Origin of the sequence: Roseibium sp. (assembly GCF_965233565.1) — a bacterium.
Classification (GTDB): domain Bacteria; phylum Pseudomonadota; class Alphaproteobacteria; order Rhizobiales; family Stappiaceae; genus Roseibium.
Genome location: NZ_OZ247494.1, coordinates 5,013,352 through 5,031,263, shown reverse-complemented (window position 1 = coordinate 5,031,263; position 17,912 = coordinate 5,013,352). Strand labels below are relative to the sequence as shown.

19 protein-coding genes are annotated in these 17,912 nt (G+C 59.6%); 6 read left to right on the top strand and 13 right to left on the bottom strand.

The window, feature by feature from the left end:
* Positions 1-63 precede the first annotated feature (63 nt).
* Entirely contained in the window at positions 64-1,371 is a 1,308-nt protein-coding gene (locus ACO6TG_RS22975) for a UDP-glucose dehydrogenase family protein (RefSeq protein WP_422375320.1), read from the top strand.
* A gap of 319 nt (positions 1,372-1,690) precedes the next feature.
* Positions 1,691-2,380 carry a sugar transferase gene (locus ACO6TG_RS22970; RefSeq protein WP_422375319.1) on the top strand — a complete coding sequence of 230 codons (690 nt, stop codon included), beginning with the start codon at positions 1,691-1,693 and terminating at the stop codon, positions 2,378-2,380.
* A gap of 62 nt (positions 2,381-2,442) precedes the next feature.
* On the opposite strand, the gene aroQ is transcribed toward ACO6TG_RS22970, so the two are convergent.
* Positions 2,443-2,886 carry a type II 3-dehydroquinate dehydratase gene (gene aroQ / locus ACO6TG_RS22965; protein WP_422375318.1) on the bottom strand — a complete coding sequence of 148 codons (444 nt, stop codon included), beginning with the start codon at positions 2,884-2,886 and terminating at the stop codon, positions 2,443-2,445.
* 237 nt (positions 2,887-3,123) lie between these two features.
* On the opposite strand from aroQ, the gene ACO6TG_RS22960 reads away from it, so the two are divergent.
* Positions 3,124-3,312, top strand: coding sequence for a hypothetical protein (locus ACO6TG_RS22960; protein ID WP_422375317.1), 189 nt, complete (start codon positions 3,124-3,126; stop codon positions 3,310-3,312).
* A gap of 23 nt (positions 3,313-3,335) precedes the next feature.
* Here ACO6TG_RS22960 and ACO6TG_RS22955 read toward each other — a convergent pair whose 3' ends face one another.
* The gene (locus ACO6TG_RS22955; protein ID WP_422378939.1) at positions 3,336-3,815 is read right to left on the bottom strand and encodes a response regulator; all 480 of its coding nucleotides are present in this window, start codon (positions 3,813-3,815) and stop codon (positions 3,336-3,338) included.
* A gap of 351 nt (positions 3,816-4,166) precedes the next feature.
* On the opposite strand from ACO6TG_RS22955, the gene ACO6TG_RS22950 reads away from it, so the two are divergent.
* Positions 4,167-4,334 carry a hypothetical protein gene (locus tag ACO6TG_RS22950; RefSeq protein ID WP_422375316.1) on the top strand — a complete coding sequence of 56 codons (168 nt, stop codon included), beginning with the start codon at positions 4,167-4,169 and terminating at the stop codon, positions 4,332-4,334.
* 34 nt (positions 4,335-4,368) lie between these two features.
* On the opposite strand, the gene ACO6TG_RS22945 is transcribed toward ACO6TG_RS22950, so the two are convergent.
* The 9 genes from ACO6TG_RS22945 to ccoN form a co-directional block, all read right to left on the bottom strand.
* On the bottom strand, positions 4,369-5,043 hold the full coding sequence (locus ACO6TG_RS22945) for a class I SAM-dependent methyltransferase (protein WP_422375315.1): 675 nt from the start codon (positions 5,041-5,043) through the stop codon (positions 4,369-4,371).
* Positions 5,044-5,164: 121 nt separating this feature from the next.
* Positions 5,165-5,317: a cbb3-type cytochrome oxidase assembly protein CcoS gene (ccoS, locus tag ACO6TG_RS22940; RefSeq protein WP_422375314.1), complete on the bottom strand. Its 153-nt coding sequence runs from the start codon at positions 5,315-5,317 to the stop codon at positions 5,165-5,167.
* A 5-nt stretch (positions 5,318-5,322) separates the two neighbouring features.
* A complete protein-coding gene (locus ACO6TG_RS22935) occupies positions 5,323-7,569 on the bottom strand; it encodes a cation-translocating P-type ATPase (RefSeq protein WP_422375313.1) in 2,247 nt (748 codons plus the stop codon).
* A gap of 4 nt (positions 7,570-7,573) precedes the next feature.
* A complete protein-coding gene (locus tag ACO6TG_RS22930) occupies positions 7,574-8,086 on the bottom strand; it encodes a FixH family protein (RefSeq protein WP_422375312.1) in 513 nt (170 codons plus the stop codon).
* Between the two features lie 10 nt (positions 8,087-8,096).
* Positions 8,097-9,560, bottom strand: a complete 1,464-nt coding sequence (ccoG, locus tag ACO6TG_RS22925) for a cytochrome c oxidase accessory protein CcoG (RefSeq protein WP_422375311.1) — start codon at positions 9,558-9,560, stop codon at positions 8,097-8,099.
* 172 nt (positions 9,561-9,732) lie between these two features.
* Positions 9,733-10,611: a cytochrome-c oxidase, cbb3-type subunit III gene (gene ccoP, locus ACO6TG_RS22920; protein ID WP_422375310.1), complete on the bottom strand. Its 879-nt coding sequence runs from the start codon at positions 10,609-10,611 to the stop codon at positions 9,733-9,735.
* Positions 10,612-10,614: 3 nt separating this feature from the next.
* Entirely contained in the window at positions 10,615-10,770 is a 156-nt protein-coding gene (locus ACO6TG_RS22915) for a cbb3-type cytochrome c oxidase subunit 3 (protein ID WP_094074356.1), read from the bottom strand.
* A gap of 5 nt (positions 10,771-10,775) precedes the next feature.
* Positions 10,776-11,510 carry a cytochrome-c oxidase, cbb3-type subunit II gene (ccoO, locus tag ACO6TG_RS22910; protein WP_422375309.1) on the bottom strand — a complete coding sequence of 245 codons (735 nt, stop codon included), beginning with the start codon at positions 11,508-11,510 and terminating at the stop codon, positions 10,776-10,778.
* Between the two features lie 14 nt (positions 11,511-11,524).
* Entirely contained in the window at positions 11,525-13,180 is a 1,656-nt protein-coding gene (ccoN, locus tag ACO6TG_RS22905) for a cytochrome-c oxidase, cbb3-type subunit I (protein ID WP_422375308.1), read from the bottom strand.
* Positions 13,181-13,476: 296 nt separating this feature from the next.
* Between ccoN and ACO6TG_RS22900 the strand changes: the two genes are divergently transcribed.
* Positions 13,477-14,406 carry a DMT family transporter gene (locus ACO6TG_RS22900; RefSeq protein WP_422375307.1) on the top strand — a complete coding sequence of 310 codons (930 nt, stop codon included), beginning with the start codon at positions 13,477-13,479 and terminating at the stop codon, positions 14,404-14,406.
* Between the two features lie 5 nt (positions 14,407-14,411).
* Here the strand turns inward: ACO6TG_RS22900 and ACO6TG_RS22895 are convergent, their stop codons facing one another.
* Positions 14,412-15,299, bottom strand: coding sequence for a LysR family transcriptional regulator (locus ACO6TG_RS22895; protein ID WP_422375306.1), 888 nt, complete (start codon positions 15,297-15,299; stop codon positions 14,412-14,414).
* 111 nt (positions 15,300-15,410) lie between these two features.
* On the opposite strand from ACO6TG_RS22895, the gene glyA reads away from it, so the two are divergent.
* On the top strand, positions 15,411-16,733 hold the full coding sequence (gene glyA, locus ACO6TG_RS22890) for a serine hydroxymethyltransferase (RefSeq protein WP_422375305.1): 1,323 nt from the start codon (positions 15,411-15,413) through the stop codon (positions 16,731-16,733).
* Positions 16,734-16,824: 91 nt separating this feature from the next.
* Here glyA and ACO6TG_RS22885 read toward each other — a convergent pair whose 3' ends face one another.
* Positions 16,825-17,901, bottom strand: a complete 1,077-nt coding sequence (locus ACO6TG_RS22885) for an AbrB family transcriptional regulator (protein ID WP_422375304.1) — start codon at positions 17,899-17,901, stop codon at positions 16,825-16,827.
* Between the last annotated feature and the right edge of the window lie 11 nt (positions 17,902-17,912).

Below are 17,912 nucleotides of genomic sequence, written 5' to 3'. Positions count from 1 at the left end.
ACTTCAAAAGCCTCATGGCGACCGGCCGCTGCCGGACACCGCTCGGAAGCAGGAAATTTTAGAATGCGCGTTGCAATGATTGGGACCGGCTATGTCGGTCTGGTTTCGGGAACATGTTTTGCGGATTTCGGTCACGTCGTGACCTGCATCGACAAGGACGCGAGCAAGATCGACGCCCTCAACAACGGCCAGATCCCGATTTATGAACCCGGGCTCCAGGACCTGGTTGCCAAGAACGTTGCCGAAGAGCGCCTCTTCTTCACCACCGACCCGAGCGAGGCAATCAGGCAGGCAGATGCGGTCTTCATCGCAGTCGGCACACCAACCCGCCGCGGCGACGGTCACGCGGATCTCTCCTATGTCTATGCGGCAGCCGAAGAAATCGCCGGGCTCATTGACGGCTTCACGGTGATCGTCACCAAGTCAACGGTTCCGGTCGGCACCGGAGACGAAGTGGAAGCGATCATTGCCAAGACCAATCCGGACGCGCAGTTTGCCGTCGTGTCCAACCCGGAATTCCTGCGGGAAGGCGCCGCCATCAACGACTTCAAACGCCCGGACCGGGTTGTGGTCGGCACCGACAGCGACAAGGCGGTCGAGGTGATGCAGGAACTCTACCGGCCGCTTTATCTCAACGAAACGCCGATCATTGTGACCCGCCGCCGGACGTCCGAACTGATCAAATATGCCGCCAACGCCTTTCTGGCGGTCAAGATCACGTTCATCAACGAGATCGCGGATCTGTGCGAGAAAGTCGGCGCGAATGTTCAGGAAGTCTCGCGCGGTATCGGTCTTGACAACCGGATCGGCGGCAAGTTCCTGCATGCAGGACCAGGCTATGGCGGCTCCTGCTTTCCAAAAGACACGCTGGCGCTTTCCAAGATTGCTGCCGACGCCGAGTCGGACCTGAAAATCGTCGACAGCGTCATTGAAGTGAATGCGGCGCGCAAAAAGAAGATGGCCGACAAGGTCATTGATTTCATGGACGGCGATGTCGACGGCAAGACGATCGCGCTCCTGGGACTTGCATTCAAGCCCAACACCGACGACATGCGCGAAGCGCCGAGCATCGACATCGTTGCCAAGTTGCAATCCGCCGGCGCGAAAATCAGAGCCTATGACCCGGCCAGCATGGAAGAAGCGGAAAAGGTCATGTCCGGCGTTCTGTTCTGCGATGGTCCCTATCACGCCATCGAGAACGCAGACGTGGTTGTAATCGTCACCGAATGGGATCAGTTCCGCGCGCTCGATCTGGACCGGGTCAAATCCCTGGTCAACGCCCCGAAAGTGGTCGATCTCAGGAATATCTACAAGTCGGACTACATGACTGCCCACGGCTTCGAATATACGAGCGTCGGCCGCAGCTACTGATCTTTTCAGGGCATCATTTTACTGACAATTCTGGAACGCCGGGTTCAAAAACAGCCCGGCGTTCACTTTTTCTGTATTACCAAAATTTCACATCACATTTGCCTTTGGTTTATTGCCCCTGCGGCGACAGCATGGTAACCAAATCCTTAACAGACAACAATTTTCCGGATCTCGTTAACCATTTATTAACGATGCGATAGCGGACGCAACCGCCACCGGATAGGATGATTTTGCACATCCCAGTGTATCGGGTTGAGGCTGACAAAACTTGGCAAACGAAACAGTTTCATACGACGCCGACGAGCCAGGCAGGGACACTTTGTCTCTTGCTGAATATGTCGTCTGGCGCGGCGCGAACGCTGACACGATCGACGTGTCGCGACGGCGCAGCCGTGTCATGCGTGCGGTGGATTCCGGTCTGAAAAAAATGCTCGACCTGAGCGGTGCCTTTGCTGGTCTGATCCTGCTGTTTCCCCTCTTCGTTGCAATCTCGGTTGCAATCAAGGCCACCAGCCGCGGCCCCGTCTTCTTCCGGCAGCAAAGATACGGCCGCGACGGCACCCCCTTCACGGTCCTGAAATTCCGCTCCATGCACATGCACCTGTGTGACGAATCCGGTGTCTCACAGACCGTGGAAGATGACCCGCGCGTGACCGCAGTTGGCGGTTTTCTGCGCAAGAGCAATTTTGACGAGCTGCCGCAGTTGATCAACGTTCTCAGGGGAGACATGTCGCTTGTCGGTCCACGGCCACATGTTCCGGGAATGCTGGCAGCGGGCATGCCCTACGAACATTTTGACACACGCTACATGACCCGGCACCGGGTCCTTCCGGGCATTACCGGACTGGCTCAGGTGAACGGGTTCCGCGGCGAAACACGCGATCCCTATGCAGCGCGCATGCGCCTGGAATACGACCTTGCCTATATTCGCAGGCAGTCCGTGTTTCTGGATATCCGGATCCTGGCCACCACGGTCGTGAAGGAGTTCTTCAAGGGCAAAGGCTATTGATCCTTTGCCTCCGGCTGGTCGAAGCCAACCCTCCTTCATCTCGGGTAAAAAAGCTCCTGAACCTATCTTGAACCGTTCAGCCTTGCGGCATGCTGAACAGCGTAGACGTAGCCTGCAACACCACATCCGGCAATGACCGCTTCGGCACGTTGCGACACATAGGAATGGTGGCGGAAGCTCTCGCGCTGGTGAACATTCGAGATATGCACCTCGATCACCGGGCAGGTACAGGCGCTCAGCGCGTCCAGAATGGCAATCGACGTGTGCGTGTAGGCGGCCGGATTGATGATGATGGCTGACGCCTTTTCCCTGGCTTCGTGAATCCAGTCGATCAGCTCATGCTCGGCGTTGCTCTGCCTGAAGTCGATTTCAAAGCCGGCCTGCTGCGCGGCTTCTGCGCACATCTGCTCCACATCGTCCAGCGTCTGAGACCCGTAAATCTCCGGCTCCCGCTTGCCGAGCAGGTTGAGATTCGGTCCGTTCAGGATGAAGATCGGTCGCGCCATGAAGAAGATCCTTTGAGCTGCCTCTGCAGCATGCGGTTTGATCGTGGGTTTTACCAAGGATTTCGCGAAGATTAAACACATCCCTGTGGACGGTTTCCCAACACGTTAACCTGCCTAAAACACAGCCTTGCGTTGACCGGTTTTACGCATTATTAACTATGCAAATCAGGGGAAAATCAAAACGGCTCAACGACGACCATGGTAAAGCGGGAACGGCTGGACACTCTTGAATCATTGATGGCCGCTGTAGACGGATATCAGCATTTGCCGATTGATGTTCTGTCGCAGTTCCTGCTGGACCACTATACCGTTGACCTTGATGTGCTGGCACAGTTTGCCGAAGCTGCAGAAACTGAAAACGCCGCCCTGCAATCAGGTTCCAGCTATCACGACGTCCAGCGCAACAACGCGCAGTCGGCTGCCTGACCCCATTCAGTTCTGAAAAACTCTTAGCCGATGGCCGTGACGTTTTCGTCGCCGCCAGCTTCGCCAGGCTGACCGGGTTGCCCGGGACCGCCCTGCCAGATTTTCTGACGATTGCGAATTTCGCGCGGCGCGGGACCGAAATATGTGGCGGTCTTGATGAAGTCACGCGGATGGAGGATCACGCTGGAGACCCTCTGGTAAAGGGACTTGGCCGAGATCGGCTTGGAAAGCAGCTCGTGGACCCCAAGTCGCCGTGCTTCCACGATCCGGCTGCGCTCGGTATGAGCCGTCACCATGATGATCGGGATATAGGCAAAGGGATTGTTCGGGCTGCGGATCATGCGCACCATGTCGGCTCCGTCCAGGATCGGCATGACCCAATCGAGGATAAGGATATCCGGGTTCGCGCGATCCATGGCCTCAAGGCCGGATGCACCGTCTTCGGCCTCGACAATGCGACGCGCGCCGAAGCCCTGCAGCATCGTGCGCAGGATCGTCCGCATATAGGCACTGTCTTCAACCAGCAAGAATGTCAGCGAGGCAAGATCGAGGCTCACCTAGTCCTCCATGTTTGCACCCAGTCTTGACATGAAAATCTGAACAATGAGTTAGCCTGGTCTGCACTGTCCTGAGAACGCCGCCAAACAGTCTGCAACCTCCATACAACTTTTGAGCAGTGCAACTTCCTGCACAAAAACTTCGGAATACACGAGACGATTTCATCCCTTGGTAATATTGCAGCGAATTAATCTTTTGTGGGAAGCGGTGTTAACGGGACTTTCAAGACTGAAACGTCATCTTGGCAAGCAGAAAACGAAATCCAAGAGACGCCTTTGCACACGACGTTAAGAACCATGTCCCGGGATCCTGACCCTTTCGGGGAAGACAAACCGCTCCCTCACGAGCCTCAGCCGTCCGAACCGGAAGCCAATGGCAGGTTACGGGACAATCTGCTGCTGCTTGCCGGTGTCGGGCTTGTCCTGCTGGCCACGGGCATGGCGCTGTCCAACGTCCTGTCGTGACATTTTCCCACCTCGGGTCTTCCGCCTCGTCCGGTCACCGCGCTGTGCGGGGCAACCGGGCGCAGAACAGCGCAACACATCCGACCATGCCTATCTCGACCTCTTCAAAGCGCTCCCGAAGCGCGCCTTGAAGGGATTGAAGCGTGTCGTTTTCATTGCTGAAGACACCCTTGGCATTGTAGATGCCCATCAACTTCCGGGCCGCCCATGATCGAGACACATCGCCTTGCAGGATGGTTGACCCGAACACCGTGCCGCCGGGAGCCAGATGGGGTTGCAAGTGGTCCAGCAAAACCATCTTGTCCAACATGGTTCCTGGCAGACAGTGAAAGACGTAATTCAGCCCGACAGACTGAAACGCGCCAAGTGTCTCCGGCCACGGGATCAGAGCATCGGCTTTCACCTTGCGGGGCTGATACCGGCGGATCCTTTCAGCCGCGGCCTCCAGACATTCCGCGTTCGGGTCGAGAAGCGTAATCCTGGGTTTGGCCACCGGAAACGAGGCCTTGTCCAGAAAGTACCCGGTCCCGACGCCGATATCGAGATGGTCCGCAGACAGGTGACGATCATAAAGATCAACCAGATGCCGGCTTGGACAGCGCCAGACAAAGCTGTTGGAAAAGCCCAGCACCAGGGCGTCATAGACAGCCAGCGACTTGCGCGAATAAACCGCATAGCCGGGTTTGTGAGCCTCGGGGAACTGCTCCATGCCTCATCCTTGAAACTGCGCGGTGATCTGGCTAGATGGCCAATACGGCGCCGACAAGGCGGGAACGCCTCTCCCCACCTACGCAAGATGGAACCCCGGCCTGTTGCAATCGCGGTCCCGTCTATTTGCCTGGAAGATCGTCATCGTCCAGGATGCGCCACTTGGCCCCTTCCAGATCATCATACTGACCGCTTTTCAGGGACCACAGGAATGCCGCCAACCCGAGCGCACCGAGCAATAAAGCGATCGGGATCAGAAAGATCAGAACATCCATCGTCGTTAACCTTGCACCGGGCTGCCACCAACACTGTGATCGGTCTGTTCCATTTGGGAACGTCCCTCTCCCCAGCGGAGTTTCAGGGCATTTGCCGTCACCGCCAGGGACGAGGCCGACATCGCGACGGCTGCCATGAGCGGCGTTACAAAACCTGCGACCGCAATCGGCACAGCAATGACATTATAGATCGTCGAGATCCAGAGATTCTGTTCGATCGCGGCACGCGCCCGTTTCGACAGGCTGAGCGCATCGGCAACCGGCTGCAATTTGTCACCCAGGAATACCGCATCAGAAGCAGCCTGACTGAGATGAACCGCCGAAACCGGCGACAGCGAGACATGCGCGCCGGCAAGCGCAGGTGCATCATTGAGGCCGTCACCAACCATCAGCACCTTGCGCCCCTGTCGCTGAAGCTCTTCCAGGCGGGCGATTTTCTGGGCCGGTTTCATGCCAGATTGCCAGTTGGCAACACCGAGGGTTTCGGCACAGTCGGCAACGGCGGGCTGCGTGTCGCCCGACAGGATTTCGAGCGCAAGGCCCTGTGCCTTTAGATCTGCGATGACAGCCTTTGCGTCCGGGCGCAGTCTCTGACGGAAAGCCAGCAGGCGGACCGGGCGATCGCCAAGCCCGATGGCAAGAAGCGATGCCCCCGGTGCGTCCCGCAGAGCCTTTTCGACCTGCTCCGGTGACGCGCCACAAAAGACCGGACTGCCAAGGCGCAGAAGATTGCCGTCCACCATGGCTTCCAGCCCTGCACCGGAGTGTTCCGTGACCTCCGGAAGTGGCGTCAGGGCGCCTGTCGCCTTGACCAGCGCGGTCGACAGCGGATGGCGGCTGGCCAGGGCCAAACGACCCGCCAGTGCAATATCGGCATCGCCCGGATCGATATCGCTGCACAAGTCCGGTTCGGCAAGCGTCAACGTGCCGGTCTTGTCAAACAGGATCGTGTCGATCTCGGCAAGACGTTCGATGGCATCCCCCGAATTGAGCAGCACCCCGCGACGGAAAAGCTGACCGGACGCAACGACCTGAACGGCCGGCACAGCCAGACCCAGCGCACAGGGACAGGTGATGATGAGAACGGAGATGGAAATCACGAGTGCGGGCTGCCAGCTCAGTCCTGCTAGCAGCCAGCCCAGAAACGTCAGGGCCGCCGCACCGTGGACCAGAGGCGCATAGAGCTGAGCCGCCCGGTCCGCGATGCGCACATAACTGGACTTGGCTTGAGAGGCCGCCTCCAGCAGCCGGTTGACCTCGTCGAGCAGCGTCGCGCCAGATGCCGCCTCAACACGTACCTGCAGGGCCCCTGCCCCGTTCAGCGTGCCGGCATAGACCCGCTGGCCGGCGATCACCGGAACGAGAACGCTTTCCCCGGTCACCAGACTTTGGTCGATTTCCGACGTCCCGGTTTCAACCAGACCATCAACGGGCACCCGCTCACCGCCGGACACAAGCACAAGATCTCCCGAAACAATCTTTGAAAGAGGGACCTCGCGAACGCTTCCATCCGGATTGATGCGGGCGGCGACTTCGGCCTTGAGGGCGGCAATGTTCTCGGCAAAGGACCGTGTGCGCCCTTTCATGTTGTGGTCGAGATATCGCCCGACCAACAGAAAGAACAACAGCATTACGGCCGATTCAAAATAGGCGTGATGATGATGTTGCAGCGTTTGCACAACGGACAGTGCAACCGCAAGAAAGACGCCGATCACGATCGGCACATCCATGTTGAGCCGGCCGGCCGACAGCGCCCGGAAAGCGCTGGAGACAAAGGGACGGCCGGAATAGACGACGGTCGGCAAGGCGATCAGGGCAGACAGCCAGTGAAAGAAGTCTCTCGTTTCGGGCGTGATGTCAGTGGCATTGCCCGACCAGACGGAGACCGACAGCAGCATGATGTTCATGCCGGCAAAACCGGCCACCGCCAGACAGCGCAGAAGCTGTTTGCCGGTCTGGTCCTGACGCTGTTTCTGACTGGCCGGATCGAACGGGTGCGCCGTGTAACCGAGCCGGTCGAGCTCGGCGACGATTTCGTCTGCGCCGGTCTGGTCCTCGACCCAGTCGACCGCAAGCCGCTGACTGGTCAGATTGACCCGCGCTGTCCGAATACCCGGCAGACGTTTCAGCCCACGCTCGATCTCTCCCATGCAGGCCGCACAGGTGATGCCGTCAACGGCGAGATCCATATGGACCGCACCGTCTTTTCCAGGCGTTACAAAGGACTGCCAGTCACGCTGATGAACCGTCACGCCGTCACTCTTTCACGAAAATCCGGTTTTCGGATTTGAACTTGCGTTCGCCGTCCTGGCTGATCAGCAGAATGAGCGACCAGTTGCCGGCCGTCACATCGCTGACTTCACCAATGTAGCGGCCGCCGCCATCGGCATTGAAGACAACGCTCATATCGGCATTGTCATCGACCGGATTGCGCATCATGGCATTGAGCTCCACGCCGTAAAGCGGAGTGCCTTCGGCATCCTTGGCGGTGACGATCAATTCGCCATTGTTTCCGTCGGTGCGCACAAACTCGCTTGTCACCTGCCAGTTGAGTTCCGCCTGCGCTTTTGCCGCGGCGATCTCCTGGTTATAGGCCTGTCCGGCCTCGTAGGAACTTTCCACCACCACGCCCGGGAAAGACCCGAGCGCGAGATAGATGAAGATCGCATTGGCGGTGAAGACCACACCGAAGAAGCAGAGCAGCCAGGCGAGCACCGTCTTGCCGGTGATGGCCTTGGGGTCCTTCATGTTCGACTGAACCATTGTCATCCGTTTCTCCTCAAGGCTTGTCCGGCGCTTTGAACGTATCTTTGGCGGTGATCACCTCGCCCATCACGCTTTCGGTGATGCGGAAGGTTACGGGTGTGGAATGCGGCATCTCGGCCCAGGGCGGTGACGTCACCAGAACCCGGACTTCCCGGGTTGTGTCCGGCCCGACGGAAATGATCGGGCGCCCGGCAAAGGTCGAATCGACACCGACGGCTTCCACAAGCGTATTGGGTGGCATGCCTTCCACATGCAGCATGAAGCTGCGCTCGTGGCGGCGCTTGTTGGACAGGCGCACGGTGTAACCGTTGCGGACGGTGCCGTCGGACTGTTCCACGAAGACCGGGTTACGGTCATGCAACACGCTGATATCGGCAAAATCGCGGTTCAGCAGAGTGAACAGCATGATCGCACCAACCAGGGCGATGATGGCCGCATAGGCGACCGTGCGCACGCGGACGATCTCGTAGACCGGTTCCTTGCCCTCGATCCGGCGCTCGATATTCTCGTCCGTATCATAGGCAATCAGGCCGGTCGGCTTGCCGATCTTCGTCATGATGTTGTCGCAGGCATCGATGCAGAGGCCGCACTGGATGCAGTCCAGCTGCATGCCCTTGCGGATGTCGACACCGGTCGGACAGACCTGGAAACACTGGTAACAGTCGATACAGTCACCGGCAGGCATGCCCTCGGCGGCCAGTTTCTTGTTCTGCTTCAGCGAGCCGCGCGGCTCGCCCCGGTCCCAGCGATAGGTGACATTCAGCGCCTTTTCGTCCGTCAGCGCTGCCTGGATCCGCGGCCAGGGGCACATATAAATACAGACCTGCTCGCGCATGAAGCCGGCTAGCAGGTAAGTTGTGGTGGTCAGGATACCGATCCAGATATAGGCAATCATCGGCGCCTGGAAGGTCAGAAGCTGCCAGACCAGCGTCGGCGCATCATTGAAATAGAGCACCCACGCACCGCCGGTCCACCAGGCGATCATCAGCCAGAAGAAGTGTTTGGTGGCGCGCTTGCCAACCTTGCCGAAGGTCCAGGGTTCCTTGTCGAGTGCAATCCGCTCGCGGCGATCGCCTTCGACCTTGCGTTCGACCCAGAGAAACAGGTCGGTCCAAACTGTTTGCGGGCAGAGGTAGCCACACCAGATCCGTCCTGCGACGGCGTTCATCAGGAACAGCGCCACTGCGGCAATGATGAGGAGACCTGTCAGGTAATAGACTTCCTGAGGCCAGATCTCGATGAAGAAGAAATAGGCCCGTTTGGCCTCCATATCGATGAGAACAGCCTGGCTCGGTGCGTCCGGGCCGCGGTCAAAGCGAATGAAGGGCAGGAAATAGTAGATACCAAGGGTGATGAACAGCAACGTCCACTTGATCCTGCGGAACAGGCCGTGTGTTGCCATCGGGTAGATCTTTTTGGCGGAAGCAAACCACTCCTCTGAGTGCGCGTCCCCCTGCGTTTCGGTGTCCGTAGACATACCGTTCCGTCCTTTGTAACGCGATCCCGCCCCAATGGGATCCTGATAAACGAGATGCCGCCAATCATGGACGACATGGCCTCAAAATAAACCGGCGCAAAGCGTCACACTTTGCGCCGGATCAAATTGGCCTTCAGTTCCGGCGCTTTTATCGCGCCGGACACTGTCAGTCTTACTGACCACCCCCGAAGGAGTGGACATAGACGGTGAGCGACTTGATGGTCGCCGGGTCCAGACGATCGGCCCAGCCGGGCATGACGCCGTTGCGCGGATTGGTGACCTGCGCCTTGATGGCGTCCAGCGACTTGCCATAGAGGTAGTTGGCAGAGGTCAGGCTCGGCGCGCCGACTTCCTGGATGCCTTCCAGGTTGTCGCCGTGACAGGCCGCGCAATTGTCCTCATAGAGAACCTGCCCGGCCGCCAGATCAACACCTTCGTCCGTGTCCAGTCCGGCACGGGACGCCACATAGTTGGAGACCTGTTTGATCTCGTCCTTGCTCAGGAGCTCGTCGCGACCGTAAGCCGGCATTTCGCCGATGCGGGCATCGTCATAGTCCGAACGGATGCCGTAAAGCAGCGTGGTGTGGATGTCGTCCAGCGTGCCGCCCCAGATCCAGGTGTCGTCCTGCAGGTTCGGATAGCCTTCCGACCCCGTGCCGCCGGAACCGTGGCACGGCGCGCAGTTGTCACCGAAGGCCGCCTGCCCGTTTGCCAGGGCGAATTGCAGCAGTTCCTGATCGGCAGCGATGTCCTCAAGGGACGTTGCAACGACCTTGTCGGCAAACTCTGACCGTCCGGCGACGCCGTCATCATAGGCCTGGATCGCCTCCAGACGCTGATTAGCGCCCAGAACACCGGTGGTGTAGCTGGAGATCAGCGGCCAGGACGGGTAGAGCACCCAGTAGATCACCGCCCAGACGATGGTGGCATAGAACAGGTAGAGCCACCATTTCGGCAGGGGATTGTTGAGCTCCTTCAGACCGTCCCACTCGTGGCCGGTGGTTTCGACCCCGGAGACCTGGTCGACTTCCTTGTTGTGTGTATCAGCCATCAATCAATCCTCCCGAAACGGGATCTGGGCAGCGTCGTCGAACTTCTTCTTGTTCTTCGGCCACAATGCGTAGGCCAGAACGATGCCAAACAGGATCATGAAGTAGAGCAGGCCCCAGGTCTGCGCGAAGCCCGCGAAAGCGGTATACGTCTCGTTCATCGCCGTTACCTCGCGTTTGCCTTGTCGTCATAGATCGAGAAATCGACCATGGTGCCGAGGACCTGGAGATAGGCCACGAGGGCGTCCATCTCCGTGACCGCGTCCGGATTGCCGTCAAAGTCGCGGATCTTGGCCGTCGGCCAGCGTTCCTCGAACTCGTAGGCGGCATCCGTGTCCGGCCGCGCCTGGGCCATCAGGTCGCTGAGCGCGTTTTCGACCTGCTCGTCCGTGTAGGGCACACCGACAATGGTGTTCACGGTCAGGGCAGCCTGGATATCGCGTCCATTCAGCTTGTTTTCAGCCAGGAACGGATAACCGGGCATGATCGAGGCCGGCACCAGCGAGCGCGGATCGATCAGGTGCTCCGTGTGCCAGGCGTCGGAATACTTGCCGCCAACGCGGGCAAGATCCGGGCCTGTACGCTTGGACCCCCACTGGAACGGGTGGTCATACATCGACTCTGCTGCCAGAGAGAAGTGACCGTAGCGCTCCAGTTCGTCCCGCATCGGCCGGATCATCTGCGAGTGGCAGAGATAGCAGCCCTCGCGGATGTAGATGTCCCGGCCGGCGAGTTCCAGCGGCGTGTAGGGCCGCATGCCCTCCGTCTTCTCGATCGTGCTCTTCAGGTAGAAGAGCGGTGCAATCTCGACCAGACCGCCAATTGAGACCGCGACAAGGATGCCGACAAGAAGAACGAAGGAGTTCTTTTCGAAGATTTGGTGCTTATTCCATGCAGACATTTATCAAGCCTCCCTTATTCGGCCGGAGCCAGGGAGCCAGCCGGCGTGGTGTCGGCTTCTTCAGCCTCGCCATGACGGACGGTCATCCAGAGATTGTAGGCCATGATCACGGCGCCGATCACGAAGAGCGCACCACCGAGAGCACGGATGATGTAGAAGGGATGCATCGCCTCCACGGTTTCCACGAACGAGTATTCCAGGAAGCCGAGGCTGTCATAGGCGCGCCACATCAGGCCCTGCATGATACCGGACACCCACATCGCGGTGATGTAGAGAACGATACCGAGCGTGGACAGCCAGAAGTGCCAGTTCACCAGTTTCAGCGAATAGAGCTGCTTCTTGTTCCAGAGCCACGGAACCAGGCAGTAGATCGCGCCGAAGGAGATGTAGCCGACCCAGCCGAGCGCACCGGAGTGAACGTGACCGATGGTCCAGTCCGTATAGTGCGACAGGGAGTTGACGGACCGCAGGCTCATCAGCGGGCCTTCGAAGGTGGACATGCCGTAGAAGGCGACCGAAACCACCATCATGCGCAGCACCGGATCGGTGCGGAGCTTGTCCCAGGCGCCTGACAGGGTCATCAGACCGTTGATCATGCCGCCCCAGGAAGGCATCCACAGGATGATCGAGAAGGTCGCACCGAGGGTCGAGGCCCATTGCGGCAGAGCCGTGTAGTGCAGGTGGTGCGGTCCGGCCCAGATATAGATGAAGATCAGGGCCCAGAAGTGCACGATCGACAGCCGGTAGGAATAGACCGGACGATCAGCCTGCTTCGGAATGAAGTAGTACATAATGGCCAGGAAGCCCGCGGTCAGGAAGAAGCCCACCGCGTTGTGGCCATACCACCATTGCACCATTGCATCCTGAACACCTGCCCAGACGATGTAGGACTTGGTCGAGTAGATCGAGACCGGGATCGTCAGGTTGTTGGTGATGTGCAGCAGGGCGATCGTGACGATGAACGCCAGATAGAACCAGTTGGCCACATAGATGTGCGGTTCCTTGCGCTTCCACAGCGTGCCGAGGAACAGGAGCAGGTAGAAGACCCAGACAATGGTCAGCCACAGATCGGCATACCATTCCGGTTCCGCATATTCCTTGCCCTGCGTGGCGCCGAGCAGATAGCCCGTGCCGGCAATCACGATGAAGGCGTTGTAACCGAGGATCACGAACCAGGGCAGGATCTTGCCCGGCATGCGCACGCGGCAGGTCCGCTGCACGACATACATGGACGTTGCCAGCAGGACGTTGCCGCCAAACGCAAAAATCACCGCAGAGGTGTGCAGTGGGCGCAGGCGTCCGAAATTGGTCCAGGGCAGATCGAAATTGAGCGCCGGCCAGGCCAGCTGCAACGCGATGACGAGCCCGACGGTGAACCCCGCAAGCCCCCAGAACATCGCCGCTATGGTGCCGAATTTGACCGGCCCCATGTTGTAGTTCGGTTTGCCGTCGACTTCCGCCGGGATTTTCTGCCCGCCGTCGTCGAAGTAGTTTTTGAAGATCAGGAAGACACTGACGGCGGCGAACAACGCGCCGATGCCAGCGTGGAATGCCATGACCTGATCAAAGGTCTTGCCCGCAACGATGATGCAGGCGAATGCAAGCAGCACGAGAAAAATGGCAAAACCACCTTCCTCGAGCGAGACCATATTGGTCTTGTTTTGTGACATTTTAGCGCCCCAGTCCTTAGAATCCATGCAAGGTGCCAACGATGGCACGACCATGCGCACGATCCTTCGGGAGACGCGTTGATTCATATCAACGGATCCGGGTTTGCCCCTCCGCCTTTGGTAGAAATCCCGGGGTGCGCGACAATCTGGCAGTGCCATAAGGGCCTGTTGCAGCTGTAATTTTCTGAAAGCAACGTCTGGCCATTCGTGCTAAGCAACGCAGCTCTCACGCCCCTCCGGCCCTGTTCGGGTAAGAGGCGTGTCTCTTCGCCCCCCTCCCGATCCGGACCTGATCCTTGCCTCTCCGTTTCCTCAAATCCGCGGCCCTGTCTTCGAATGTCGCCGGCAGCCTCTGGATGATTGCCGCGATGGCCGCCTTCGCCCTGGAAGATGCCCTGGTCAAACAGGCCGCGTCGGGCCTACCGGTGAGCGAAGTCCTGATCCTGTTCGGCCTTGGTGGCGCCATCGCCTTTTGCGCACTGGCCGGCATCAAGCGGGAGACCGTGTTCCACCGGGACGTACTGTCGCCCGTCATGAAGATCCGCTTCGCCTTCGAACTGGTCGGACGCCTGTTCTACATTCTTGCGCTTGCCCTGACGCCGCTGTCCTCGACAACGGCAATCCTTCAGGCCACACCGATCTTTGTGGTGCTCGGTGCTGCGCTGTTCTTCGGAGAAACGGTTGGCTGGCGCCGCTGGACCGCGATCCTTGTTGGCCTTATCGGTGTTCTGATCGTGTTGCGGCCCGCGGGTGACAGCTTTTCCCTGCTCTCTCTCCTGGCAGTTGTCGGCATGCTCGGGTTTTCAGGCCGCGATCTGGCCAGCCGCGCCGCGCCGGCAACCCTGAGCACCAATGTCCTGGGCTTTTACGGCTTCCTGACGATTGTCATTGCCGGCCTGGCGTTCGCGCTTTGGGAACAGCCGGCGTTTGTCGTGCCCGGCCCTGAGACGCTGCTGGCTCTGCTCGCTGCGGTGGCCTTCGGCGTTGTCGCCTATAGCGCGCTGATGAAAGCCATGCGAACCGGTGAAGTCGCCACCGTCACACCGTTTCGTTACACAAGGCTGCTGTTTGGCGTCCTTCTGGGTGTCGTCTGGTTTGGCGAGGGCATCGACGCCCAGATGCTGACCGGATGTGCGGTCATCGTCGGGTCCGGTCTGTTCATCCTATGGCGCGGCGCCAAGATACAGTCCGTTTCGTCCGACCGGGCAAAAGACAATCCCGCCTGAAATCATCAGAACGCCACCATCTTGCGCAATTCCTCCCTGACGCGCGCAACGGTTCCGCTGCCCTGCCCGCCGGGCAGGCTCCACATCGAAATGACATGTGGCAGGGGTACACGGATGCTGAACGGCGCCACAAGCGCTCCGCGTTGCAGATGGTCAGCGACCAGAGCCTCATGGGCCATCAGAACCCCGGCTCCATTGAGCGCTTCTTCGACCGCAAGGGCATAGAGGGAATAGACCGGTCCTTTCGGCACCAGACCGATTTCCGGGCAGGCCGCAGCTGCCCAGACACGCCAATCCTCTGCCCACGCCGTATCGGTCAGGCAGACGGCATCGACGAGGTCTTCCGGCTTGCGCAATGTCTCGGCGACCTTCGACGTGCAGACCGGCACAAGCGCGTCAGCGCCAAGCACGGATTTTCCGGGGCTTTGCGGACTATGATAAAAGAGACAGAGGTCAAACGGCACACGTTTCAGGTTGGGCGGAGCCTCCATCGCGGTGACTGATATATCCAGACCCGGAATGCGCTCGCGCAGCAAGGGCAGTCGCGGCGCTAGCCAGAGCTGCGCCAGCGCGGGCAACGCGGCGACATGAACCCTGCCCGGCGCCGCATCAAGTTTCATTGCGCGGACGGCGTCGGTCAGCGTGTCAAATGCAGTCACGAAACGCGGCAGGCTGCGCTCGCCCAGGGCCGTCAGCCGCACCCCTCTGGCATGACGTTCAAAGAGCGCCTCTCCGACCTCCTCTTCCAGGGACTTGATCTGCGCGGCGACAGCACCTGGCGTGACCTGCAATTCCTCCGCAGCCTGGGCAAAGCCGCCCAGGCGCGCGGCAGCCTCAAAGGCCCTGAGGGCGTTCAGGGAAGGCAATCTGGGAACAGGAGGCGATACCGGCATCGATAAGACCTAGTTTTTCTAGCCCTTTATTTTCTAAATTCTAGTTTGCGGAAAAGCAAGCAAACGAAGACACTCAAGGCAACAGGTTTCCGAGACGCTTGGAGCAACGACATGACACTTGCCGATACCTTTCCCTGGCTCGCCAGCGAGGTCAGAACCCGCATTTCAGGCATCACCAGCGCCACTTCCGGACTTTCGTCTACGGCACTCGCCGGGCGTATCGAAACGCTTGCGGAGGAAAACCGGCAGATCCACGAACGCGACTGCTTCAACCTCAACCCGGCGACCAATGTCATGAACCCGCGCGCCGAAGCCTTGCTGGCCAGTGGCCTCGGATCACGGCCCTCGCTGGGCCATCCGGGTGACAAATACGAAATGGGACTGGAGGCGATCGAGGAAATCGAGGTGATCGCGGCCAATCTCGCCTGTGAGATTTTCAACGCAGACTATGCCGAGATCCGGGTCGCTTCCGGCGCGCTCGCCAACCTCTATGCCTTCATGGCCACCACAAAGCCTGGAGATGCGATCATCGCCCCGCCGGCTTCGGTCGGCGGCCACGTCACCCACCACGCTCCCGGATGCGCCGGTCTTTATGGCCTCACCATTCACGAGGCTCCGGTGGACGCCGACGGCTACACCATCGACCTGGAAGGCCTGCGTTCCATGGCTCTGGACGTGCGCCCCAAGCTGATCACGATCGGCATGAGCCTCAATCTCTTTCCGCATCCGGTCAGGGAAATCCGCGCGATTGCCGACGAGGTCGGGGCCCATGTTCTGTTCGATGCGGCCCACCAGTGCGGCATGATCGCAGGAGGTGTCTTTGCCGATCCTCTGGCAGAAGGCGCGCATCTGATGACCATGAGCACCTATAAAAGCCTGGGTGGTCCCGCCGGCGGCCTGATCGTCACCAACGACAGGGAACTTGCCGCAAAGCTCGACAAGATCGCCTTTCCGGGCCTGACCGCCAATTTCGACGTCGCCAAGTCGGCGGCCCTGGCGATCACGTTCCTGGACTGGCGCGACCATGGCAGAGCCTATTCAGAGACCATGGCGGCAACGTCGAAACGCCTGGCCGAGGCCTTGTCCGCAGAGGGGCTGCCGGTTTTTTCCACCAGCAAGGGCATCACGGCCTCGCATCAGTTTGCCCTGGAAGCGGCAGCTTTAGGCGGCGGACAGACTGCCTCGAAGAAACTGCGCCAGGCCGGGTTCCTCGCCTGCGGCATCGGCTTGCCGATTGCACCGGTCGAAGGCGACATGAACGGTCTGAGATTCGGCACACCGGAACTCGTCCGCTGGGGCATGAACGAAGCTGACATGCCGGAACTGGCCAGGCTTGTCGCCGAGGCACTTCGATCGAATGATCCGGCTGCGATGGCTGAAAAAACGGCTGCCTGGCGAAAAACCTTCGACAGCCTGCATTTCGTTTCAAACTGATCCCGGACCCAGTTTGGACAAGGAACCGCCACCTGACATTCAGCGAGCACTGCAGCTAGGTGACGTGGTCATTTTGATGGGTCAAATGACCTCACACCTGCCGGCGGCCGAGCACCAGTCCGGTTACCAGTGGCAGGAGCAGGACCATGCCGGTGAAGCGGGCGATCTGGTGGGCCGCGACAAAGGCCGGGTCGAGATCGAGCATGAAGGCGAGGATCGTCATCACTTCCAGCCCGCCCGGCGCATAGGCCAGCAGCGCCTGCCCGAAGGGAATGTCGACCAGGTTCGATACCAGCAACGCTCCCGCGATCGACGTCAGGAAGGCCGCGCAAAAAGCCGCAAGCGACGCGCCGAGCACGCTGACAAATTCGCGAAACGTCATGTTGGCGAAGCGGCAGCCGATCATGGCGCCCATCATGACAAAACAGGGAAGCACGACAATTTGCGGCAGGGCCAGTGTCAGGGCCCCGGAGGCGTTCAGCCCCGCGCTCATGAAAAACGCGCCCGTCATCCAGCCTCCCGGAACCCTGACCCTGACGGCCAGCCAGCTGGCCAGCAGGCAGATGGGGACCCCGACAAGGATTTCTGTCGGAGACGAGACCAGAAGCTGCCCGCCCTCGCCTTCGATGACGCCGTTGGTCGACACAACTGCAAACGGCAAGATGGCGACCAGCACAAACAGGCGCAGCGACTGGCTGGAGGCAATGCGCGGCAAGTCCGCGCCCCGGTCGGTGGCAAGGGCGATCACATAGGAAAGCGCGCCGGGAATCGCTCCGAAATAAGCCGTTTCGCGCGACCACTTCGCCCCGAAATGAAGAACTGCGTAGCCGGCCGCCGTAACGCCGACAACAACAACAACCAGCAGCGCCATGGAGATTGGCCATTCGCCGATCCGTTCGACCACGTCCGGCCGAACACCCGCTCCCATCGAGATGCCGATCAGAACAAACAGTGCGTCGCGGAGGCGATTGGGCAGCAGCGTCGGTGCCCCTGCAAGCGTCGTGACGGCGACAAACACCATCGCACCGGAAAGCCACGCAGCAGGAAGCCCCAACCAGTGGAAGACACTTCCGCCACAAGCGGCAATCAGGAGGGTCAGGGTGAGGCGCGCAGCCGAAACTTGGTAGTGGGAAAACGACATGAACAACCGGATATCATCTACGGACATCCGGTTCTATA